The 20,558-nt window shown below is 47.6% G+C and carries 24 protein-coding genes, 1 tRNA gene and 1 other RNA gene; 2 read left to right on the top strand and 24 right to left on the bottom strand.

All coding sequences use genetic code 11. From position 1 onward, the window contains the following. Positions 1-251: 251 nt before the first annotated feature. The 3 genes from FEM41_RS15270 to ghrA form a co-directional block, all read right to left on the bottom strand. Positions 252-815, bottom strand: a complete 564-nt coding sequence (locus FEM41_RS15270) for a TorD/DmsD family molecular chaperone (RefSeq protein WP_138096956.1) — start codon at positions 813-815, stop codon at positions 252-254. Positions 816-834: 19 nt separating this feature from the next. Further along, positions 835-1,572, bottom strand: coding sequence for a phosphatase (locus FEM41_RS15265; RefSeq protein ID WP_138096954.1), 738 nt, complete (start codon positions 1,570-1,572; stop codon positions 835-837). Positions 1,573-1,663: 91 nt separating this feature from the next. Further along, a complete protein-coding gene (gene ghrA / locus FEM41_RS15260; RefSeq protein WP_138096952.1) occupies positions 1,664-2,605 on the bottom strand; it encodes a glyoxylate/hydroxypyruvate reductase GhrA in 942 nt (313 codons plus the stop codon). 242 nt (positions 2,606-2,847) lie between these two features. Here ghrA and FEM41_RS15255 point away from each other — a divergent pair. Together FEM41_RS15255 and FEM41_RS15250 are read left to right on the top strand one after the other, a co-directional pair. Further along, positions 2,848-2,935 (top strand) — tRNA-Ser (locus FEM41_RS15255). A gap of 45 nt (positions 2,936-2,980) precedes the next feature. Then, a non-coding RNA gene (locus FEM41_RS15250) (RtT sRNA) lies at positions 2,981-3,115 on the top strand. Between the two features lie 58 nt (positions 3,116-3,173). Here the strand turns inward: FEM41_RS15250 and FEM41_RS15245 are convergent. From FEM41_RS15245 to FEM41_RS15150, 21 genes are all read right to left on the bottom strand, one after another. Further along, on the bottom strand, positions 3,174-3,794 hold the full coding sequence (locus FEM41_RS15245; protein WP_168198804.1) for a LuxR C-terminal-related transcriptional regulator: 621 nt from the start codon (positions 3,792-3,794) through the stop codon (positions 3,174-3,176). Between the two features lie 51 nt (positions 3,795-3,845). Further along, a complete protein-coding gene (locus FEM41_RS15240) occupies positions 3,846-4,346 on the bottom strand; it encodes a hypothetical protein (RefSeq protein ID WP_138096948.1) in 501 nt (166 codons plus the stop codon). Between the two features lie 15 nt (positions 4,347-4,361). Then, positions 4,362-5,279, bottom strand: a complete 918-nt coding sequence (locus tag FEM41_RS15235) for a hypothetical protein (RefSeq protein ID WP_138096946.1) — start codon at positions 5,277-5,279, stop codon at positions 4,362-4,364. Between the two features lie 3 nt (positions 5,280-5,282). Beyond that, the gene (locus FEM41_RS15230; protein ID WP_241666506.1) at positions 5,283-6,002 is read right to left on the bottom strand and encodes a hypothetical protein; all 720 of its coding nucleotides are present in this window, start codon (positions 6,000-6,002) and stop codon (positions 5,283-5,285) included. Then, entirely contained in the window at positions 5,989-8,544 is a 2,556-nt protein-coding gene (locus FEM41_RS15225) for a TcfC E-set like domain-containing protein (protein WP_138096944.1), read from the bottom strand. Before FEM41_RS15225 ends, FEM41_RS15230 begins: the two co-directional genes overlap by 14 nt. 12 nt (positions 8,545-8,556) lie before the next feature. Further along, positions 8,557-9,069 (bottom strand): hypothetical protein, encoded by a 513-nt coding sequence (locus FEM41_RS15220; protein ID WP_138096942.1) that lies wholly within the window; start codon positions 9,067-9,069, stop codon positions 8,557-8,559. Positions 9,070-9,129: 60 nt separating this feature from the next. Then, complete coding sequence (locus tag FEM41_RS15215) at positions 9,130-9,678, bottom strand: hypothetical protein (protein ID WP_138096940.1); 549 nt, start codon at positions 9,676-9,678, stop codon at positions 9,130-9,132. Between the two features lie 187 nt (positions 9,679-9,865). Beyond that, on the bottom strand, positions 9,866-11,155 hold the full coding sequence (locus tag FEM41_RS15210; protein ID WP_138096938.1) for a TadE/TadG family type IV pilus assembly protein: 1,290 nt from the start codon (positions 11,153-11,155) through the stop codon (positions 9,866-9,868). Further along, entirely contained in the window at positions 11,140-11,346 is a 207-nt protein-coding gene (locus FEM41_RS15205; protein ID WP_138096936.1) for a hypothetical protein, read from the bottom strand. The genes FEM41_RS15210 and FEM41_RS15205 overlap by 16 nt, the downstream gene beginning before the upstream one ends. Positions 11,347-11,348: 2 nt before the next feature. Continuing rightward, a complete protein-coding gene (locus FEM41_RS24560; protein ID WP_168198803.1) occupies positions 11,349-11,516 on the bottom strand; it encodes a hypothetical protein in 168 nt (55 codons plus the stop codon). 9 nt (positions 11,517-11,525) lie between these two features. Further along, the gene (gene tadF, locus FEM41_RS15200; RefSeq protein WP_138096934.1) at positions 11,526-12,092 is read right to left on the bottom strand and encodes a tight adherence pilus pseudopilin TadF; all 567 of its coding nucleotides are present in this window, start codon (positions 12,090-12,092) and stop codon (positions 11,526-11,528) included. Then, on the bottom strand, positions 12,067-12,567 hold the full coding sequence (locus FEM41_RS15195) for a TadE/TadG family type IV pilus assembly protein (RefSeq protein WP_138096932.1): 501 nt from the start codon (positions 12,565-12,567) through the stop codon (positions 12,067-12,069). Before FEM41_RS15195 ends, tadF begins: the two co-directional genes overlap by 26 nt. Next, positions 12,554-13,297: a tetratricopeptide repeat protein gene (locus tag FEM41_RS15190; RefSeq protein WP_241666505.1), complete on the bottom strand. Its 744-nt coding sequence runs from the start codon at positions 13,295-13,297 to the stop codon at positions 12,554-12,556. The genes FEM41_RS15195 and FEM41_RS15190 overlap by 14 nt, the downstream gene beginning before the upstream one ends. Then, positions 13,284-14,117 (bottom strand): type II secretion system F family protein, encoded by an 834-nt coding sequence (locus tag FEM41_RS15185; protein WP_138096929.1) that lies wholly within the window; start codon positions 14,115-14,117, stop codon positions 13,284-13,286. Before FEM41_RS15185 ends, FEM41_RS15190 begins: the two co-directional genes overlap by 14 nt. Beyond that, positions 14,114-14,992 (bottom strand): type II secretion system F family protein, encoded by an 879-nt coding sequence (locus FEM41_RS15180; RefSeq protein WP_138096927.1) that lies wholly within the window; start codon positions 14,990-14,992, stop codon positions 14,114-14,116. Before FEM41_RS15180 ends, FEM41_RS15185 begins: the two co-directional genes overlap by 4 nt. A 1-nt stretch (position 14,993) precedes the next feature. Next, entirely contained in the window at positions 14,994-16,277 is a 1,284-nt protein-coding gene (locus FEM41_RS15175) for a TadA family conjugal transfer-associated ATPase (protein ID WP_138096925.1), read from the bottom strand. Next, positions 16,274-17,398 carry a CpaE/TadZ family protein gene (locus FEM41_RS15170; protein ID WP_138096923.1) on the bottom strand — a complete coding sequence of 375 codons (1,125 nt, stop codon included), beginning with the start codon at positions 17,396-17,398 and terminating at the stop codon, positions 16,274-16,276. Before FEM41_RS15170 ends, FEM41_RS15175 begins: the two co-directional genes overlap by 4 nt. Positions 17,399-17,410: 12 nt before the next feature. After that, on the bottom strand, positions 17,411-17,875 hold the full coding sequence (locus FEM41_RS15165) for a hypothetical protein (RefSeq protein ID WP_138096921.1): 465 nt from the start codon (positions 17,873-17,875) through the stop codon (positions 17,411-17,413). Continuing rightward, positions 17,872-19,284: a type II and III secretion system protein family protein gene (locus FEM41_RS15160; RefSeq protein WP_241666504.1), complete on the bottom strand. Its 1,413-nt coding sequence runs from the start codon at positions 19,282-19,284 to the stop codon at positions 17,872-17,874. Before FEM41_RS15160 ends, FEM41_RS15165 begins: the two co-directional genes overlap by 4 nt. Then, positions 19,259-20,098 carry a hypothetical protein gene (locus FEM41_RS15155; RefSeq protein WP_138096919.1) on the bottom strand — a complete coding sequence of 280 codons (840 nt, stop codon included), beginning with the start codon at positions 20,096-20,098 and terminating at the stop codon, positions 19,259-19,261. Before FEM41_RS15155 ends, FEM41_RS15160 begins: the two co-directional genes overlap by 26 nt. Continuing rightward, the gene (locus tag FEM41_RS15150; protein WP_138096917.1) at positions 20,095-20,541 is read right to left on the bottom strand and encodes an A24 family peptidase; all 447 of its coding nucleotides are present in this window, start codon (positions 20,539-20,541) and stop codon (positions 20,095-20,097) included. The genes FEM41_RS15155 and FEM41_RS15150 overlap by 4 nt, the downstream gene beginning before the upstream one ends. Between the last annotated feature and the right edge of the window lie 17 nt (positions 20,542-20,558).

Raw genomic sequence — 20,558 nt, 5'->3', positions numbered from 1 at the left:
TATAGCAGAGCTCCGTGCCGGACAGCCATCGCATTATTCCCAAACCCGGATACATCGCACGACGGGGTAAGCTGCCCGCATTCACGGTCAGTTATCGGCGATGATTAAAGGTTAAACAGCATTATACGGTATGCATTTCAGACACTTCGCCCGACGCGATACGCCGGGCGATAATAACAAACCCCAGGCCCCGAATGCACTCTTAATAGCGAAGTTAGCTGGGGTTAACCTAAAAAGAAACGGGCAAATTCTTACTCGTCTTCAGGCCTGTTACCCTCTTCCTGGAGTTCTTCTCGCATCGCCTGCAGCGCTTCGCGGGTCAGTTGCGCCAGGGTCCGCCAGAACGGCGTGGTGGCACAGGCTTCGACCTTACCGAGGAAGCTATCGCTCCAGGGCAGCAGCCAGACGGCAAACAGCGTTTCCAGCGCCCGGCTCTCCGGCTCGGCGTTATCCTCAAACCAGGAACCCGCCAGCAGCAGCGCGCCGAAGTGTTCGGCTGGCCCTTCTCCCAGCGGCATGCCCTGACCGTCCAGGAAGTCGCGCACCTCCTGCTCGCTGCCCCCTTCGACCCAGGCGGAACGCAGCGGCGACACCTGGCAGGCTTCGCCGACGAACAGCGCGTTGTAGTCCTGCGCCAGCAGCCCGGCATCGCAGTTTTTCTGCAACCGCTCCAGCAGGTCATCCTGCTGGAGCGGCCAGTGCTGCACCAGTTTGCCTTCGCTGATGAGCTGGTAGAGGGGCTCCAGCAGCGGATCCTGGGGCTGGCGGTAGAAAAGCGAGCCCAGCACGCGGCAGAGCATTGAAAAATCGTTCATAAAGGCTTCCGTTGTCGTTTCAGAGTTCGGCCAGTTCCGGAATTGGCGCCCGTCCACGGGATTCGAGGAAATCGAGCAGACGACGGGGCGAAACGTTCAGGATTCGCTCCTCCGGGAAATTGACTTCATCCAGTATTTTACGACATTCCGTGAAATCGCCCAGCGTAAATGCAGTATGCGAGTCCGATCCCAGCGCCAGCCAGCCACCGGCATCGCGAACCGCTTCGGCAATAGCCCGACAGTTCGGGGCGCTGCCCTTACGGGAGTGAGTAAAAGAGGAGTTATTCAGTTCCAGCGCCACCTGATATTTCGCCGCTGCTTGCGCAATGGCGGGAATATCGATCGGAAACTTCGGGTTGCCCGGATGGCTGATAATATGCACCTCGCCAGCGGCCATGGCGGCAATCATGGCCCGGGTGTGGCTCTCTTCATCACGGGGCGGGAACACCGGCTCATGGAAACCGGCGACGATCAGGTCCAGGGCATCCAGCATCGGCCCGGTACAGTCGATCTCGCCATCGGTGTTTTTGATGTTGGCTTCAATGCCGCGCAGGATCCCGACACCATCCACCACTCGCGGCCAGATACGCATGTTCACAAAGTGCCAGTAGTGCGGGGCATCCGCCATGTCTGGACCGTGATCGGTAATGGCGAAGAGCTTAATGCCGCGGGATTGTGCTGTGGCGATATAATCGTGCAGGGTGCTATAGGCGTGGGTGCTGGCGACGGTATGCATATGCAGGTCTACGGGATACATGTCTCTCTCCATTTTGCCGTTTTATTCAGGATAACAGCTATTGGCTCCCGTTTTTAGTCCGGCGCCCGGGGCCAGGTGCCGGATTGCACCCTTAATAGCCGCGCAGACGATCCACCTGACCGCCGGGATTTTCACCTTTTTCCAGCTTCGAGATCGTGTCGGCGATCCAGGCTATCGCCTGGGTGGGCAGCGTAACGGCCGCCACGTGAGGCGTAATGGCAACCCGTGGATGGGCCCAGAGCGGACTTTCGCCAGGCAGCGGCTCCCGGGAGAAGACATCCAGCATCGCCCCTTTTAGCTGACCGCTGTCCAGCGCCGCCAGCAGAGAGTCTTCCTCGAGATGGGCGCCGCGGGCCAGGTTCAGGACATAGGCCCCCTGCGGGAGCTGCGCCAGGAGTGCATGATTGATGATACCGACTGTCTGGGGAGTATTAGGCAGCAGGTTTATCAGTACCCGGGTGCCTTTCAGGAATACCGGAAGCTCATCATTTCCGGCAAAACTGACCACGTCGGGATACTGTTTACGGCTGCGGCTCCAGCAGCGTACCGGGAATCCCCACGCCGTCAGGCTTGCGGCCACCTGCCCCCCCAGCACTCCGGCGCCCAGAATGCCGATGGTAAATTCTTCATGGGAATACGCCGGGAGCGGCTGCCAGAGTCCCTGCTGCTTCTGGGTTTGATAATCATCGAAGCGCCGGAACCAGTGCAGCACCTGGCTGACGGCATACTCCTGCATCTGACGCCCCATACCGGTGTCTTCCAGTCGGAACAGCGGCACGTTGACGGGCAGCATTTCCGGATGCGCTTCCAACTCGCTCAGGATAGCATCGACGCCGGCTCCCAGCACAAAGACCGCCTTCAGGCCCGGGCGCCCGCTCAGCATCTCCACTGGTGGCTGCCACACCAGCGCGTAGTCGGCGGGCCGGTTATCACCCGGCGCCCATGCCCGAATGCGCGCATCGGGCAGCGCCTGTTGCAAGCGTTCGATCCAATATTGCGTGTCGAAAGTCGGATGGTAAAACAGGATATCCATACAGTCTCCCGGTTCCAGGGTTGCTATTGAGGTGTGACGGTACTCTAGCACAGCTGACTTTGTCGCTGCTGGCGGTGTTTTTTTATTCACCCTGCGGCGATGGGAAACGATATTTGCGCTTTTAATCAACAAACTGGACGAAGTTTAGCTGAACGCACCACTGCGTCAGAAATTTACGTTGACGTCACTTAGCCTTTCCCCTACATTAGCGCCCGTTCCGACGAGAGTGGGAACGACAATTTGGTGAGGTGTCCGAGAGGCTGAAGGAGCACGCCTGGAAAGTGTGTATACGGCAACGTATCGAGGGTTCGAATCCCTCCCTCACCGCCATATTTAAAGAGAGAGCCCGGGTTAACCCCCCGGGCTTTTTCGTTTATGTCGCATAACCTGGGAGGGTGAGAACCCTCGACAGGGTTCGACAACGGGCAAAAGCCCGTTGGACAGGCGACGAGCCTGCGAGGAGACTGCCCGAAGGGCGAGCGCCGCGAGTCAATCCCTCCCTCACCGCCATATTTAAAGAGAGAGCCCGGGTTAACCCCCGGGCTTTTTCGTATATGTGGTGCTGATGCTAACTCAATTTCATGCCACCCAGGCCATTGATAATAAGAGAGCCCAGCGACTTAATGCCCAGCTTTCGCATTGCATTAATTTTATGCACGCTCACCGACTTTTCACTGATGGAGAAGACCGAAGAAACCTCCTTAACCGATATCCCCTGAGCCAGTCGGCTAATCACCATCAGCTCTTTCTGAGTCAACAGCCGATTTGAAGGAATAGCTGAAAATCCGCAAGAGCGAGGCGATTCCCGATGGAAAGCCCGGCTAAATAGTCGGTTCAATTGATCTAATGAACTATCTTTCGCGACAAAAAACGACAAATTCATGAGCTCGTGGGGATAACAGCGTAGCCATATCGGTAATCCTCCCCAGACAATTAACGGTTTATCCCGATGATGCTGATAATAGGTTTCAATGAAACTGATATTCGGCATAAATAGCCGTGCCGGATTGCACAAATCGGCAATAACAACATCAAAATCCACGCACAGAATTGCCGCATAGAGCTCTGCTTCTGTTTTGGGACAGCAGATCACAGAGACTGATTTAAAATATATCTTTAAATATGCATCAAGGCTAAAACGAATAATCTCGCAAGGCTCATAGATAATAACCGATATAACTTTCTGCATATAATATCCCTCTAACGAATTTACCACCGCGAAACCTGTCATAAAAAACGATCAGGTAGCAGGCGAAACTTTTAATATATAAGTTCCTTTATATGTTCCGAGCGGATAGCTTTCGACCGTTTTTTCTGATTTAAAGGAAATCTTTGGTCCATAATTCAAATCATCGACCTGACCGATGTCGGGATAAACTTTTTGATTATTGAGATCAAAATTGGTAACAGCCGTTCCCCCATCGGTGCGCTGCCAGAGGGTATTCAGCTTCATAAGGTCGCCATTCTCTGAGAGCAGCGATTTATTCGCCGGCGGCTCAAGAGATAACTTAACCGAACTGGCATTACCAATAAAAATAAAAGCTGGCGTAGTGCCTTCCATATAACCGCCGACCTCGGAAAGTTGTAGCATAATGCTGCCATTAGTCACATCCTTGTTACCAACATAAACTCTGACGCTGGTTTCGACCTTTGCCTCGACATCAATATTCGTTTTTACCGTTACGGCACACCAGGCGCTACTACTGACGCAAAGCAGAGCCGCTAAGAATTTATTCATCATAGAATCGTTCCCTATTTATAACTCAGGCGTAACCACAGCCGTTAACGTGTCGGACAAACGCGATCCGGCGATGATGCCATGCGTGTCCTTACCTGCCACAGAGACTTTTATCGTCAGGACATCCGTGGCCAGGAGCCCTGATGGAATCACGCCGCGATAAATATCCGCCGGACCTATCGCCCTGCCCGCAATGGCGACCTGATAGGGAACATATTTATCTTCCAGCGAGGATTTAAGTAAGAACCGATCGCTATGCTTATGTGAAGATTCGAACTGCAGGGTATATGCCAGGGCCTCCATCGTCGCCCGCTGAGTTTTCGCGACCGTCAACTGCGTCTCCGTACTGGCGTCATTAAAGGGTCCGACGTCTCCTAAGACTAAAGCCGTACGCCGCGTAAAAGAGGCCATTAGCGTTGGCTGGTCAGACAATATCGACGACAGATCGACATACAGCGAATCAACGCCAAGCAGCTTATCCTCTGAGTAAAAGCTCAGGTTGCCTAATAATATTCGCTGATTCAGCAACGCTGAAGAAACTGAGGGTATTTGTTCAGGTGTCACACGGGCAGCGTGTTCCCGAACTTTAACTCCCAGGAACCCACTGGCACTTTCCAATGTATCGCCGCAAACCAGCGTTTTCCCCCGCCGATCGCCAGTACTGACAGCGACCATTGGGATCTTAATCGCCTCCAGCTCGCTGCTCCCCCCCAATATTCCATTACGGCATTCCCCTTTACCCGCAGCCTGTAGCCTAACCATCAGACGGGTGCCGGCCTCTGCGCGACGCGCGAGTACACCAGACCCCCACTGTGCATTTCCTCCCTCCTGAATGATCTGAACCGTCTGGCCGGGCTGAACACGGAATACCAGATCGGCAGCCCCGGAGAATGCGGAATATGACAGTAAAACCACACCACACAGTAGCGGCCTCATCCGTTACTCCTTACGACTGCAGTTGTCGTAGCTGTAAAGCCCGTTATCCATCTCGAACGCCAGGGTTTTGTTGACTTTCAGCGTGCGGGGATAGCCCGGATAAACATTAAAAATGTCCTGATCCTGACGACCGTCGATCACCAGTTTGCGCATTTCACTGCGCACATTACCCGTCGCACTAATCGTCCACTGAGTCCCGCTACATTGAATGCTTATGCCCTGGCGATGCGGCCCCTCTGGAAGATAGCGAATTAAGACATCGTAACCGATGGCAAAACGGACCTTCCCGAGCTCCAGGGAATCCTCGGGGTAGCTCGGACGCACCCGTAAACGAAAAAGCTTCTCTTGTTCTACCGGCTTCATCGGCATAATACGAATTTTTCGCTGTTCGCCATAAGGAATAATGATCCTGCTGGGCGAATAAACCAGATAGGGTGAATCCTTACCCAGCTCTTTCTCCAGAATCTCATTCCCGGCCCCGGGATTAGTAATAGAAAACAATTCCAGTGTGACAAATTCATATTGTTCTTTTTCAGATTTATTTTCCGCAAGTTCGGGTTTGGCCGTAAACATGGAACGCACAGTAATAAAGTTATCGCGAGGCTTACTCTGTGCAATTTCTTTAACTATGGGAAATACCTCAATCGCCTGCGATATCACTGGCAGCAACCCTGTTCCGAATAACACAGCCCCAATAGCCAGTGCTTTTTTATTTAATTTCACAATTAACCTCACGAATCTGCATGACGCCATGCGTCAACTTAATATTTTCTTCTTGTAGCGGACAGACATAGTTCACCCCGTCATGAATAACCGACAGTTCAGAAATTTTGTCATTAACAGCAAGGGAAAAATCACCAACGAACAATCCTTCTTCATCAGTAACCGTATTCCCACCAACCACCCTGGCGCTGCCAAGAGGTCGTCCGTCAAAATAGATACGACCGGTAACAGTCTGATTCTTTTTCCCTTCAACCTTCACGGTGTAGACCTGGCCCGGCATAATCCAGGTAGAAGTCGTTCGGGTCTTGAAGGTATAAAACTCCTGCTGATCTCCGGTATATACCTGATCCACAACTGGCGAAATTTTCTGGTGGGGTTGCAGACTCAATGTCGTTTTACTACCGCCTTCAACCACCGTCGGAGTGCCGGTCTTATTACGAACTTCAAAGTATTGCCCCTGCGGTAAGTCAGTGGCGTCGACAATCAATGCGCTGACGGTATCAAGCTTGCCGAAGCTCGCCTGACCATCGCCAATCGCAAACCCGCTACGTTGAGCCAGATACTTCTGGGTATAGCCATTATGACCAAAGTCTTTGCTGATACTGGCCGAGGTATAACCCAAATTGTTATCGACAGTCATTCCCGCAGTGGCGATCTTTTGCCCGTTATTGTTTTTGGTTATTCCAGCCCTCATGGAATATTTACCGGAGCGATCGAATTCCGGGTTATAGATATCAAGATTATAATCGCCGGAGAATGAATCACCTTCACTATCGGAATCCGTCATCCGCGAACGTAGAAAAAACGACTGATAGTGATTATAGCTGCGCTCCCGGGCGCTAAGAGTTAACTGAGCATAAACACGGCGATCCCGGGTAAAACTCTGGCTGCTGACGCTGGCATTATCATAACGATAATCATTATTCCCCTGGTGATACCCTAAATCCATCCTGAGGTTAACCAGCTCGCTCAACAAAAAGTCTTTACTCAAATTCACATCCCAGTTTTCATAGCGGGATCTATTCTGGCGGCCCCAGGAATGATAAAGCGTCTCCAGGCCATAGCTTACAGAAAGCCCAATCCCCCAGGGGAGCAGCGTACTGGCGTTCATCTGCCAGGTATCATAGTCATAGGCAGAGACAATGCCGACGCGATGATAAAACGTCTCGGGGCCCTTATAGCGGTTAGTTCTATAATTCAGATCGAATCCATAGTGGCCAAAATTTTTATTGATTCCCGCCATCCATGCATAGCTTCCATGCTCGCCCAGCAAACCATCACTATAAAAACGTTCAGCAATCCAGGTATCAACCGGCATATCAAGACTGCCGCTGAAATAGTAGTGGCTATCGTCGACCAGAAGCCCGCTGCCTACAGAGGTCGCCGACTGCGTGGTATAACCCAGCAGCGCACTGCCCATCATGTTGCCGTCCACCCGGGAGGAATCATCACTATAGCGAGACGATCTGAACTGTCCTTGCCGCTCATCGTAACGGCCAAGTTGAATTAAATACTCGATATCCCCCGAACGGAATGTCCCGGTACGCTTGTAAAACGGTTGACTTTTACGCTGCTGGGTTCCGTTAGCCAATTTAACGATCAATTCGATCGTATATCCGCCGGCAGGCCAGGTCTCGGTATCCAGGTGATGCATACCAGCAGGAAACTGCTGCATATCAATCAGACGACCACTGCGATAAACCTCAACTGTACCGCTATCCGGAAAGTAAACGGTCACCGGAGAAGCGGCGCCGCTGTTTCGATAAACATAGTGTTCAGGCGAATAGCCAAGGGAAACGCCATCAATACTGACAGGAGAAAAGAAGCTGTAACTCACCGAAGGCGTGGAATTTAACAAGCTATCGCTCATTCTCTGCCGCCCTAACTTATAATGAATTTTTTGCTGCTCAATATTTAACGCGAGTTCATCCAGGGTAAAATTATAGCCATCAGTATAGTTCCACACACCATTGATATAGCTGTTTCCCGTCAACCCCAGAGTATCGACTGAGGTAAAAGCGAAACTGTCGTTAAAATTATCTGAAAGATAACTCAGATTGTGGCTATGGACATAGCCAGGATGACTCTTATAGACAATCAACGGACTGTCGGTTGCTGATGCCTGTGTACTAAAATAACTTTCCGGGAAGATCAATTCGATAACAGCTGTCGACTCATCAATTCGTGCATTAATCGCGTTACCATCATAACCGGCTTTAGATACTCGCTTCAGCGGCAACGAAAGTTCACTCATAAGCTTATCACGCGATATGCTCAGACGAGGCATATCCGGATCATAGAGTTGATCAACCAACGCCCCCACCGTCGATAGCCAAACCTGCTCACGATCGTATTTCACGGTCACCGAACCCAAAGAGTGATTACGCTGGGTAATTTCAAAAATGCCGCTATTCTTCTGATTATAAATATCTTCAAAACCCGCAGGTAATGAGATCGCATAACCCACAACAGGAATCGAAAGCGAAAAAAATGAAACGCATCCTACGATAATAATCGTATTGGTAGAAAATGTCCTTTTCATCCGCTGGCCCCATCACATGGCAGGCGTCAAAATAAGAGTAAACACATTAACATAACGCCCTGAAGGATAATTATGCGCCAGATGTTGTGATTTCATATGAACCTTAAAACCATTAGTCGAAGTACCCTGCCGAAAATCACGAAGAACAGGAACGGTTAAGTCTGATGTCACATCATAGCGTATTTCATTGAATACAAACGCTCCTACCATAGAGATATTCCTGCCCGGAGCCTCCTCATCATCAAGAATAAATTCATCAGCAAATTTCACCTTCGCATTTTCAATATTCCCAACGACATAAAAGTAATCACTCAGTTCTTCAAAGAAACCGTTAGCAGCATTGACAGGAAGCGGAAAATCAATGCTTTTATCCGTCACCCGCTCTCCCCTGTAATAAAGAGCCACCCTGGCTTCAAGCAATGCATCAACACCCAATGACAACTGCGAAGATCGTCCAGCCCCGGCATTAGCGGAAGACATGAAAAATAAAAGAGAGCCGCAAAATAATAATAGTTTATTAGACATAGGTCAGGCCCATCCAAAATGGCCGGTGGAAACCACCGACCATAGAGTGCGAATTATCGATTACGGTGCGGCATTTACATTCGCGTAAACAACGCCAGTGTAATAACCCTTCGCAATATCCAACGATTTATCGACAGAGACGAATTTAAACTGAACCGGTTCATCAGCAAAACCTGATTGTACATTGCTCAGAGTAAAATCGCTGCTGTCGCCGGAGTTGGTGAAAGTCGCCGATGAAGCAGCTGTGGTCATGGCCTGAATAGTATATTTCATCGACTTAAGAGAGCCCCCTGCATTGCTCCACAGCGCAAATGGTGAACCGGTAGAAGCCAGGGAGTCATCAAGAATCATAGAGACTTTAACTCCTGTCGGATCGTTGTTGCGCAGACGAAGCTGATCGGTGACTGCTTCCATAAAACCACTCGGTTGTGCGGTCAGCACGACATCAACCTCAGTTACGGGGTTGCCATCCGGATCTGAAATATAAACTCCCGTAGGCACATTCGCACTAACGTTGAATTTAGTATCGTAGCTGGAAGGCGTTGCAGCCATAGCCGATGCAGAGATGACCAGGCCAGCCAGTGTGGCAATAGTAGATTTTAACTTCATTAAAATATCAATCCTGTGATAAATTAAATTTACGACTCCAGATACTAAGTAGTCGTGTCCTGTAACAGGCACCTGTGATTAACATCTAAATCATTTAACGACGTTATCTGTGGCGCCGAAAAAAATAATAGGAGGAAACTTAATTATTCTTAAGTCATTAATTCTTAGTAAACCTTTAAAAATATTATCATTCATCTTTCAGGGTGTTATGCCCGACCTCTTCAAATACCGCCCGGCGCATTGCATCACGTAAAGCAGGTACATCCTGGGGCAAAAAGAAGTTATTTTTCCCTACGCATGACTCCCAATCCATTGTGGGCTCATAGCCAATTGCAATAAATGCTAATTTGCCGACGCTCTCTTTCGTGGTCAGTACCCGGCGAATTTTGTTGCACATTCCGGAATCCACCAAACGTTGACTGATATTGGCTACCCCCTTCGACTCTGTGGGATCGTCCTGGCCATCAGAGACGATCACCAGTACTTTCCTTGGCGCATCCCCGGCCATCAGATATTGAGTTCCCAATAACATTCCTGAAGCCACTAACGTTCCTCCGTTAGGCGTCATTGTATTAATCGTATTTACCTGGGCAATATCTCCGCTTAACGGTAAATTAAAGGAGACTGTTCCTCGTAAACAGAATGAATCGCTGGGCGTCTGTGAATATGGAAAGATAAAGTCGGTTGATGGATAAGGGATCCGCTCCACTGTCGCAGTGTAGTCAATGGCATCAGCAATCCTCTGGTATTCTTCATACGGCCTACCGCTACCGCCCGGTCGTACCAGATAGTCCTCCGGGAGCTTTCCGGACTTACTGACGAACTGAAAGTTGCAGGCATTTCCATCACGGGTTCCATAAGCGAAAGGAACAAATCCCACTTTATTCTGCAATTCGTAATGATAAAGTTCCTGGGCCAGTTGCAGAACAATTCGTTTAAGCTCATCAATTTTTATGTGATTATCAAAAGCCCCCTTCATTGAGCCCGAAAAATCGGTAACAAACATAACGTCCATGTAGGAACGAAACTTTCTTGCTGCACCGTTATTGCCAATAGTTACCGAACGATCAAAGCTGGGGAAAAAATCGCTGGCCAGCCACGAATTCTCATTCACCCGGGCGCTCACTCTAAACTCCGTATAGAATAAACGCGCATTCTCGGCTGAAACACCCTGCAGCTTGCGAATAACGGGCTGAGCAATGCCGGTATTGTGCCGCATATAAGCCGAAATATAGTGTCTGGCAAGCGTATCGTTACGTGGATCGCCTTCAGGGTTATCTTCCGACGTCAGTGCTAATGCAGCCTGCTCCAGGGAATCGGAGAGTCTGGCTCGCTCAGTGATATAGCGAGAACCATCTAATGCCAGCGATAACATCGCCATAATAAAAGCCGATGCCAGCACAAAAGAGACTGCAAAAGCACCATCCTGATTGCGCGCCAGGCGTAAAAGATATTTTTGAATTAACTGCCCAGACATAACTTTATTTCCTCCTGGCTACCAATGGTCAGTTGCCGGACAATCCGTTGCCCACCTCGTAAACAGAACAGATAAGGCAAAGCTCCTGGTCTCATCTGCGCCACCGCTTTTCCATCAAAATCTCTGCGATAGTCGACATCGCCGGAAAAACCGCGATGGGTCGTATCGGTATTAATGTCATACGCCGTCACCTTTAGCCCGGCGCGCAGGCTGGCGCTAAAAAAAACGCGCTATTCAGTGCTTCAATCATTGCGGCCTGCTCGGGTCTTGCCGAGTCAATAAAAAGAACAGCATGGTTCGTCGTCGCGCCGACAGCGTATTGCGCCAGACAAAGCGCTAACACGAATATCATTACTTTCATGTTTCTCTGCTACCTCGCCATGACAACGGCATAAGAAACGATCTGATCCGTAGAACGAAAAAAATTGGCGATATTGAATAATGAGCTCTGCGGCAGACAGACCGTGACCTGGTATAGCGGCACCCATCGACCGTAGCTTCCCAACGGGGAAAGTTCTTTCAGGGTTATTAAATCTCCCGCGGGCGAAACACAGCCGGGATCGCGGATAGTCTGATTCAGGGAAATGACCTTATTCTTATTCACCAAATCACTTACCGGTGCGAAATGTAAAGCCTCAAGCCCGATAGTGACCTGCCCGCTGTGCGGGTAATGCATATCCGCCAGCATCTTCGCAGCCAGCGCCCGCATCTCGGCTAACTCCGTCGGAGCTATCTCCTCGCGTTCCGCATAAAGCTGCTGACGCTCCCTGAGGATCCCCGCCAGCGAATAAGAGATGCGATCGAGTTTGCCTACCAGAGTTTGTTTCATCACCAGTTCGGACGCCAACACCATAATCAGCGCCAGGATTATCGCGATAAACGAAAATTCAACGGCGACTGCTCCCTTCTGATTAGTCCATAAACTTTGAGCGTTCATATTCCTGAACAAAGATCACCTCCCGATATAGCAAGCTATTTGCCCAAAAGCCAGGAAACGGAAAAAACATAGGTTGATAACGATAGTGGACCTGATATCTGGCTAATGCCATATTTCTGGAGTTTGCTGACGAGCTACCTCCGTTTCTTATCATATCGCCAACAGAATCACTAAAATAAACCCTGAGCTCTACTTCATTATTTTTTGTCAAAAAGTCCCATAAATGTCCTCCGTTACTCACAAAGCGCTGACGAAATCGCGTTTGATAGCTGGAATCAAACGTTGATGCGTTCTTTGCTGATTTGGAGGCTTCGGACAGCGCCAGATCCAGCACCGCAGAGATATAAGACATACGAGCTATCTCCGCAATAAAAAATAGCAATATAACAAAGGCGATAATTGAAAGAGAAAATTCAATGCTCGCTACTCCAGTTTGATCGCGGGAAAACGTCTTCTTTAAATTATAACACCTCATTTTTAATCGGCCCCAGGCTAATTAGAGAATCAATAAGCTCATCCGGATAATCACTCAAATTTTCGGCGCGAACAATTTGTTTTGCATAACCTGCGTCTCCTACTTTCACCAGACCAACCACCAGGTTATGAATCATGCGCTCCTGTTTACGCCCTCGCAGATATTGAGGCAGTAGTAACCCTACGGCATCCTGGTACCGCTGATCGAGCAACGCGATCATTGCCATATTGTTAATGGCCACATCATCGGCGATAAACATATCCCGGGCCTGCTGAATCGCAGCGTTGGCTTCAGAATATTTTCCTGACAGTGCCAGAGCAACTCCTTTTAAATTATAAGCCTCCGCATATTTATTATCGCGAGATAACATTTGCTGAGTCACTCTTATCGCCTGGGGATAGTCACCAAGAGATATCATATTTTGTGCCTGAAGCGTATAAATAGTCTGATCGGGATTCTTTAAAAGTGGCTGTAAGTAATAGAGTGATGATTTATAATCCCCCGCCTGATAATAATACTTAGATAGCTTGTAACGGATTTTAGGATCATCTTTTTTCTTCAAAGAGCTACGATACAGATTAATCAGCCCCGTATAGTTCCTGGATTTAAGATAGATATCCTCTTGTACCTGAGTATTCTCAGTACTGGCATGAAAACCGCTCATCGAGCTGCATCCTGTTAATACAAAAAGTACGCTGCCAATTACAAGAGTTTTTTTAGAAAATACCATGTTTCATTATCCTTAATATCCCTGGTGCCGAAATAAGAATCGTAATGGGGAACATAATAAACAAAATCAAGGGAATGCTCATTTTTGCCGATAACTTTCCGACTTTTTCTTCTATATGAAGTAACTGATACTCGCGAATATCATGAGCCAGTTCCAACAAATTTTCATAAAGCGAAGTACCGTAATGAACGCTTTGCTGTAATGTCGCACAGAACATTTTTAGCTCAGGGGTCTCTGTTGAATGGTAAAGCTCGCCCAATGCCTCTTCCAGTCCAGCGACCTCCGCTTTCCTCGAAATTGACATCATGATCGCAGAAAGATTTTCATCCATTTTATCAAAGCGTATGGCAACGTATTTAATTGAGCTTTCAACCGTCATCCCCGTCTGAACGCAAACGGCGGTTAACTCAATAAAATACGGCAGTATATCTGTCATACGTTTTAACTTCTGATGAATGACAGGACCAACGATCGCTCCCGGAACCACGATCGTCGCTACCATAATCACCATCATAATCATTGCGCACTGTCGGTAACTGACTGGCAAAACATGCAGTAACGACAGAATGAAAACAGGAAAAGACAGGACCAGCGTCGTTTTAATCTTACGTCTCAGATCGCTATCTACCTCTTTCAGGAAAAGTAGAATACGGCTGTTCGATATAATAATGGCATTAATATCTACTGTGGTTCTGGACACGACGCCAGACTCTTGTGATTCAGAATTAACCAGGCTCATTTTTTTATAGATCGTCAGCTCCCGGTGGACCAGGTACAGAAAGATAACTACGCCAAAAACCAGCATGACTAAAAATGTCATATTGCTTTCCTTACCAGAAGGTTGATAATCAATAACCCTACAACCTCACTGGATAAAACATAATAAAGAATGTATCTTCCGGTACTGTCATTAACAATAAAGTCGAAGTTATCAGGGCTCAAAAACTTCATCCCCAGAAAAAAGATAACAGGAATAGCTGCAACTATCTTTGCTGACGCTCTGGCTTCTGAAGTCATGGCTTTTTTCCTTTTGTCCATATTTTTATTTATATTAATCGTTCGGGAAAGACGACTAATTAACGTACGTAACTGGCCACCTCGCTGTAGGCTCACCATCATAACAATAAAGAAAAAATAAAACTCCCGATAACGATATATGTTAACGGCATCATTAAATACCCTTTCGGGCTCTTCCCCCAGATTTAAACGTCGACTGACATTGTTAAAAACATTTCCCATATCGCCATCAATATTCGTACCGCACCGTTCCATGGCCTGCTGAATACTGTTGCCTGCTGAGATGGCAGAGCTAATAACAGTCAGTACCTCCGGAAACTTATTCTCAAAGTATTTTTTCCTTATTGCCCGCCCCATACGAATCTGCGTGACAACCAACACCACGCAAACAGTAAGAATAAAAAAGACCCAAGGGAAGTCCAGATAATAATAATTGATAAATAATGAGAGCAATAGCAAGGTTAGCGAGATAATAAATCCGTTGATTCCCCATATCACTGAGCCAAAAGCATAGTTACGCCACTCGGTATATAACTCAACAATGAAATTGTTTTTTCCTTCAGCCCTCTCTACGACACGTGTCAGCGCTGCCGCATCGATAACCCGATGAATCCTCCAGTACCTTAATAAGGTTATCACGAAGATAGCCAATCCTGTTATCACAATTGCTGTATACATATTAAACTCTCATGTTAAATATTTGCTTTAACTCTTCAGTTAAATTAAAGAGCGTAGCATTTTGCATGATTGATGAGCGCACCAGTAATCCATGATTAACGAAATCGCCCTGAATTCTGCCATCGCTGTTCCGTTTGTCACGACTTTCAAATGTAAAAATATTTTGCAAAATAACATGCTCTCCTTCAATGCCCATCACCTCGCTGATATTCATAATCTTACGAGAGCCGTCATTCAGTCGCGAAACCTGAATAATAATATTAATTGCCGAAATAATATTACGCCGTATTGATTCAATAGGAATACCCATTCCCGCCATCATTACCATATTTTCGAGGCGGGAAATCGCATCACGCGGCGAGTTGGCATGAAGTGTTGACATGGAGCCATCGTGCCCGGTATTCATCGCCTGCAGCATCTCAAAAGCCTCTTCGCCCCGGCATTCACCGACAATGATCCGATCCGGCCTCATCCTTAACGAGTTAATAAGCAATGCGCGCATTGACACTTTTCCGGTATTTTCGATACCGGCCATTCTTGTTTCCATTCGTAAAACGTGAGGTTGCCGTAATCTCAGTTCGGCCGCATCCTCCATAGTAATAATACGTTCATTCTCATCAATATAGGCCGACAAGGCATTCAGCAGCGTCGTTTTCCCCGATCCGGTACCGCCAGAAATAATAATGTTAGCGCGACAGCGGGCGGCGATAACAAGAAAATCCGCCATAGCGCTACTTAGCGCACCAGAGTCGATTAACTCCTGGAAGCCCAAATGATGGCGAGAAAATTTACGTATGGAGATCGCCGTACCATCCAGCGTAATCGGCGATATCGCAACGTTAAGGCGGCTACCGTCCAGCAATCGGGCATCGACCAGCGGCTGTCCGGCGTCGAGACGGCGCCCGACGCGCTGGACCAGCCGTCTGGCGACATCAGTCAGCTGCGCATTATCAATGAAGCGGCATGGAGTAATTTCCAGTTTTCCATAACGCTCTACAAAGATTTTGTCTGGTCCATTAACAAGAATATCGGAGACGGTGTCATCTTCAATCAGTACTCGCAGCGGACCAAATCCCACAATCTCGTCGGCCATAATCTCAGCCATGGCTCGCTGATCGCCGCCGGTCAAATAGATATCTTCCTGTTCCACCACCTTCTCAATAACGCTATTCATCTCGGAAACCAGAGCGTAGCGATCTTCGATAAGTTGTTCTATTTTGGCAATTTCAATATTTTTTAACACACCCTCGCGTAGCAATATCTGATTTTCTTTCGATAGACTCATGCTCTGATTCTCCGGAAGATAGTATTAAGGACAGAAAGTTTCTTTTCTGTACGGGCAACACCTAAAATTCGATCGACAAGCAAATCCAGGCTATTGGCACCATGTGACGTTAATAAGCCATCTGAAGGTAAAGCACTGACTCTCTCAAGACCGCTTTTTATATAGGGGATGTGAATATCTACTCGCTGCTCAAGTAATTTCTCCAGATCCTCCAATGTAATTCCACTGTGCTGCCCCGGGCGGTTATCATTAAAACAGAGGTAGACTCTGCGGGACAGCCGGTTAATTCTGTAAAGAACTTCCACCTGTTCCAGCATCGCCCGGGCAACCCTGGCAGAAGAAAAACTGCGATCGATAACCAGCACCAGACATAGCGCTTGTTCCGCGAATCCACGTAATTGCTCTTTCGATGCAGTATGAATAGATTGCTCGTAGATAACGAAGTTATACCGATGAAAAGCATCTTCGGCGACTTCGCTAAGCTGTGCGACCGGTTCACCATAAATATCCAGGTGTTTTTTGACACTGGTATATTCGTGAGAAAGTTTTTTGCCGGAAATAATATCCATATCCCTGGTTCCTCCGCTACCAGATACCAGTAACGTCGCCACTCTCTTTTCATCCGCTATCTTGCGCGCAATATGCCAGGCTAAACGCGAATTGCCGACCCCTCCCTTGCAACCCAGAATGCTAATCATAATCGCTTTTTTTTTGGTGACCGCCTGGGAGCCGTTCACTGCAGCTTCCACCAGTAAATCACGCTGAGCGGAAGAGTGATAATAAGCGACGTTATAGCAGGAGAACTGCTGAGCCAGCGTAATCGAGTCGCTATTGCCAACCACACAATACCAAACGCCCCCGGGAATCAGCATCTGTAGTTGCTGTACGATCGTATCGACATCAGTACAATCACCGATATCAATCACCGCCCCGCTGATATCGTGGGGGATCTTTCCCTGCAATTCATCGGAAATATTGCATTTAATCCCCCGCACATGGGGCAATCCGGCAAGTCGTAATTCACTGGTTAAATTTTCGTTCAGCAATGGCGAACGAGAAAAAACATAAAAAACGCTATCTTCTCGCTTGTCTTTATTTTCACTTTTGGAGAACAGCAGCATACTACGTCCTTGTCACATTTGATACGAAAATGGGTTAACCAGACTTTGATCTATAATATTATTTAGCACACAACCAGTATCATCGCTCTTGTACTTATAATTCAGGGACTTCCCCCGGCATTCAGGCGCCCGCAGCACAACATTTCGGAGGTAAAGTTTAATTCCCTGATAGCTATTTTCTGTAAATCCTCCACGCTCCTGCTTCAGGATTATTTGATAGGGGTTCATGCCATGATCAATCAATTCCTTGCGAATATGCTGTGCAAATTGGGTGAAATCATTATTATTCCAGTAAAGGTAAACTTCGCCTGAAAAATCTTTCCCGGCATCATAGGCAATCTTGCCAGCCAGGACTTCAACAGTAATCGCGTCACGAGTAGTGAAATTATAGGTTTTCACATCCTGAATATTAGCCTGCGCGGAGTTGAAGAAAAACACCATGATAGCCAACAGGATAGATCGGCTGAACAATATCATTTAATAAATCCTCCGCGTTCTATAAAATTTACCGCGCGTTCCTTGTCGCGACGATTGGTAATGCCATCCAGATTAAAAAGGCGACTCCAAGTCGGGGTTGTACGGAATTCGGGAAAGACAATTTCCCGGGTAGCAACAGGCTTAACCAAATTCACCGTGGCAATAACGACTAGTTCTTTATTGTTTCGCTCCGTTGACGCGTTACGAAAGAGCGCCCCTAATATGGGAATATCACCGACAAATGGAATTTTCGCCAGTTGCTCCTGCTCTGTTTTACTGATAAGCCCACCCAGTAAAAAACTTTCGCCATCGGCCAACTCTACCGTTGTCCGGGCGCGTCGGGTTTGCAGAGCGGGAATCGAGGAGCCAGCTACGGTTGTGTACGTGTTATCCAAATTACTGACTTCCTGGCCAAGAATAACGCGTATTTTCTTATTGTTATTGACCTTTGCGCCGATATTCAGCTTGATACCGTATTCTTTATAGTCCACGCTGGTGCCGTTATTTGAGGTTGTCACTACCGGAACTTCACCCCCAACAAGGAACTCTGCCGTTTCCCCCGAGAGGACCGACAGATTAGGTTCGGCCAACACACGCGCCACGCTGTCATTACTGATTGCATGTATCAGACTGGTTATTGAGTTGGCATCAAATTTTACCAGACGAAACATGCCTGACGCCGCTTCCCCTACCGTGTTCCAGTCCACGCCGATGTTGTCGGTAAATTCACGGGTCACTTCGACGATGGATAACTTAACGTTTACCTGATTGGTGATGGGCAATTGCAGCTTATTAATAAGACCTTCATAGAGGACCTGGTCCATCCAGGGAAGACGTTCGTCGTTTTTATCCCCACCGCCATTACCGTTTTTTATCAGCGTTCTTTCCAGCACCGTTTTTTTCGCGCCAATGCTCTCACCCACGATCTGGTAAATGCGATCTTTAGCCTCTTCGGATTCTGCAGTGCCGGAAAGAATATAGGTTCCGGCCATCTTTTTAATGGACACCTTACTGTCAGGAAACTCCTCACTGATTCTCTGATGCGCTTCGCCAAGAATCGCATCGACGATCATGAGGGTTTTTAATACCTGCTCGCCATTCTTGTTAAATGCAATCAGTTCGGAACGCCCAAATTCCTTACCATACGCGACCAGGCTTTTATCACCGATAATCTCATATTCCACAACGTCGGGAGCGGAAACAAAAACTGTATCAATATTTTCTTGTAACTGGATAACCCGACTATCGCCTGGCTGAATCCATATCTCTCCGGCGCCGACTGAACTGCTAACTACCAAAAGAAAGGTAGCGAGTAAATTTCTAAACACCCTGAGCATGTTATCTCCCGATCCTGTTAAGTAAAGGTTGTCAATTTTTATCTGATTATTTTTTCGCTGCTGATTTCCCATTACCTCGGATTTCCTTAACCGTTCTGAATTGGGGCAGCACATCGTCCATACTGACCTTGCCATTTACATAGCGACCTTCAGTCCCCGCTGGCGCCACAAAAAGCTCGCCGGCATTCTCGACTGTTTTTAATTTAACCAACTGATCCTGACTGAGCTTAATCGTGATATAACCAACGATTTCTTTATTACTCGTCGAGAGCGGATCCCGCGATGCCTTTGGATCCGGCACGGATACGGTGGTCGCGATAACAGGCAAATTGTCAAAAACTCGATTTACGACATATTTCTTAATATCTTTTCCGCTGACGCTGCTCTCAAGAACTAAACCTGCTGCAGGACTTTTATTCTTTTCAATCTCAACCACTCTCAGATAAATAGCAACCTTAGCACCAGCGTTAAGCGCTGAGAGTAAATACTCATTATCATTTTTCTTCACCGGAAAAAGATAGGGTACGTCACCAAGCTGCATACTTCTTTTGATAAATCCCTCAGAACCGGGCCGTTCCAGTGCGGCCAATAGAATATTCTCACCACGCCCAATTTTGTTTTTGACCAGATATCCCTGCAGATTACCATTTATGGCGCTGAGATCTCTGATATCGTGATCTTCGGATATCAGCTGAGATTTAATCTTAAAAGCATTATCATCAATGATATCCCCTGGGAGAAGATCATAAACTGCTTCAGCAATAATGATGTTTTTTGATACTGTCTGAGGCGTTTCCGACACGTCTTCATCATTTGATCTGATGAGGCCTACAATGCCAACGATGATGATAATCACGGATAAAAAAAGCAAAATTCTTTGATTCATTGAATATACCCAGAAGCTGAAAAAAACATACAACAAATAAAAGACAACGAAATTGCCACGCCATAAGGCACGCCTGTTGCCTCCATTTGTTTCCGGAACCCAACAAAACCGATTGCCACAACCGCGACGCCATACAGCGTCGTCAGAAATAAAAAAGAAAAAAACTGCTGCTGGGGAACAAACAGCACCAGCGCAGAGAAAATCTTCACATCTCCCGCACCAATGAAATGCGCATAAAACAGGAAAAAACCAGCCAGTAGCGACAGGCCAGCGGCGACAGCATTTATCTCTCTTCCAGGTAAAACCCCATAGATAGCGGCGAGCAAAACAATACATAGCACATACTTATTATGTATCGTTCTTTTATACAGATCGTTCCAACTGATCACCAGACATAGTAAGGTCACGAGGAATAAAATTCCATATTGATAAGAACTAATCACAAGCTCATCCTTAAATT

The organism is Jejubacter calystegiae, assembly GCF_005671395.1.
Taxonomy (GTDB): Bacteria; Pseudomonadota; Gammaproteobacteria; order Enterobacterales; family Enterobacteriaceae; genus Jejubacter; species Jejubacter calystegiae.
Note: the sequence above shows the minus strand (reverse complement) of the source record. Positions and strands in the feature narration are given on the sequence as shown.

What these genes read in the sequence shown, in the direction of transcription:
- FEM41_RS15270 (WP_138096956.1), bottom strand. Translation starts at nt 815, where the DNA reads ATGAACGATTTTTCAATGCTCTGCCGCGTGCTGGGCTCGCTTTTCTAC.
- FEM41_RS15265 (WP_138096954.1), bottom strand. Translation starts at nt 1,572, where the DNA reads ATGTATCCCGTAGACCTGCATATGCATACCGTCGCCAGCACCCACGCC.
- ghrA (WP_138096952.1), bottom strand. Translation starts at nt 2,605, where the DNA reads ATGGATATCCTGTTTTACCATCCGACTTTCGACACGCAATATTGGATC.
- FEM41_RS15245 (WP_168198804.1), bottom strand. Translation starts at nt 3,794, where the DNA reads ATGCAGAAAGTTATATCGGTTATTATCTATGAGCCTTGCGAGATTATT.
- FEM41_RS15240 (WP_138096948.1), bottom strand. Translation starts at nt 4,346, where the DNA reads ATGATGAATAAATTCTTAGCGGCTCTGCTTTGCGTCAGTAGTAGCGCC.
- FEM41_RS15235 (WP_138096946.1), bottom strand. Translation starts at nt 5,279, where the DNA reads ATGAGGCCGCTACTGTGTGGTGTGGTTTTACTGTCATATTCCGCATTC.
- FEM41_RS15225 (WP_138096944.1), bottom strand. Translation starts at nt 8,544, where the DNA reads ATGAAAAGGACATTTTCTACCAATACGATTATTATCGTAGGATGCGTT.
- FEM41_RS15220 (WP_138096942.1), bottom strand. Translation starts at nt 9,069, where the DNA reads ATGTCTAATAAACTATTATTATTTTGCGGCTCTCTTTTATTTTTCATG.
- FEM41_RS15215 (WP_138096940.1), bottom strand. Translation starts at nt 9,678, where the DNA reads ATGAAGTTAAAATCTACTATTGCCACACTGGCTGGCCTGGTCATCTCT.
- FEM41_RS15210 (WP_138096938.1), bottom strand. Translation starts at nt 11,155, where the DNA reads ATGTCTGGGCAGTTAATTCAAAAATATCTTTTACGCCTGGCGCGCAAT.
- FEM41_RS24560 (WP_168198803.1), bottom strand. Translation starts at nt 11,516, where the DNA reads ATGAAAGTAATGATATTCGTGTTAGCGCTTTGTCTGGCGCAATACGCT.
- tadF (WP_138096934.1), bottom strand. Translation starts at nt 12,092, where the DNA reads ATGAACGCTCAAAGTTTATGGACTAATCAGAAGGGAGCAGTCGCCGTT.
- FEM41_RS15195 (WP_138096932.1), bottom strand. Translation starts at nt 12,567, where the DNA reads ATGAGGTGTTATAATTTAAAGAAGACGTTTTCCCGCGATCAAACTGGA.
- FEM41_RS15190 (WP_241666505.1), bottom strand. Translation starts at nt 13,297, where the DNA reads ATGGTATTTTCTAAAAAAACTCTTGTAATTGGCAGCGTACTTTTTGTA.
- FEM41_RS15185 (WP_138096929.1), bottom strand. Translation starts at nt 14,117, where the DNA reads ATGACATTTTTAGTCATGCTGGTTTTTGGCGTAGTTATCTTTCTGTAC.
- FEM41_RS15180 (WP_138096927.1), bottom strand. Translation starts at nt 14,992, where the DNA reads ATGTATACAGCAATTGTGATAACAGGATTGGCTATCTTCGTGATAACC.
- FEM41_RS15175 (WP_138096925.1), bottom strand. Translation starts at nt 16,277, where the DNA reads ATGAGTCTATCGAAAGAAAATCAGATATTGCTACGCGAGGGTGTGTTA.
- FEM41_RS15170 (WP_138096923.1), bottom strand. Translation starts at nt 17,398, where the DNA reads ATGCTGCTGTTCTCCAAAAGTGAAAATAAAGACAAGCGAGAAGATAGC.
- FEM41_RS15165 (WP_138096921.1), bottom strand. Translation starts at nt 17,875, where the DNA reads ATGATATTGTTCAGCCGATCTATCCTGTTGGCTATCATGGTGTTTTTC.
- FEM41_RS15160 (WP_241666504.1), bottom strand. Translation starts at nt 19,284, where the DNA reads ATGGGAAATCAGCAGCGAAAAAATAATCAGATAAAAATTGACAACCTT.
- FEM41_RS15155 (WP_138096919.1), bottom strand. Translation starts at nt 20,098, where the DNA reads ATGAATCAAAGAATTTTGCTTTTTTTATCCGTGATTATCATCATCGTT.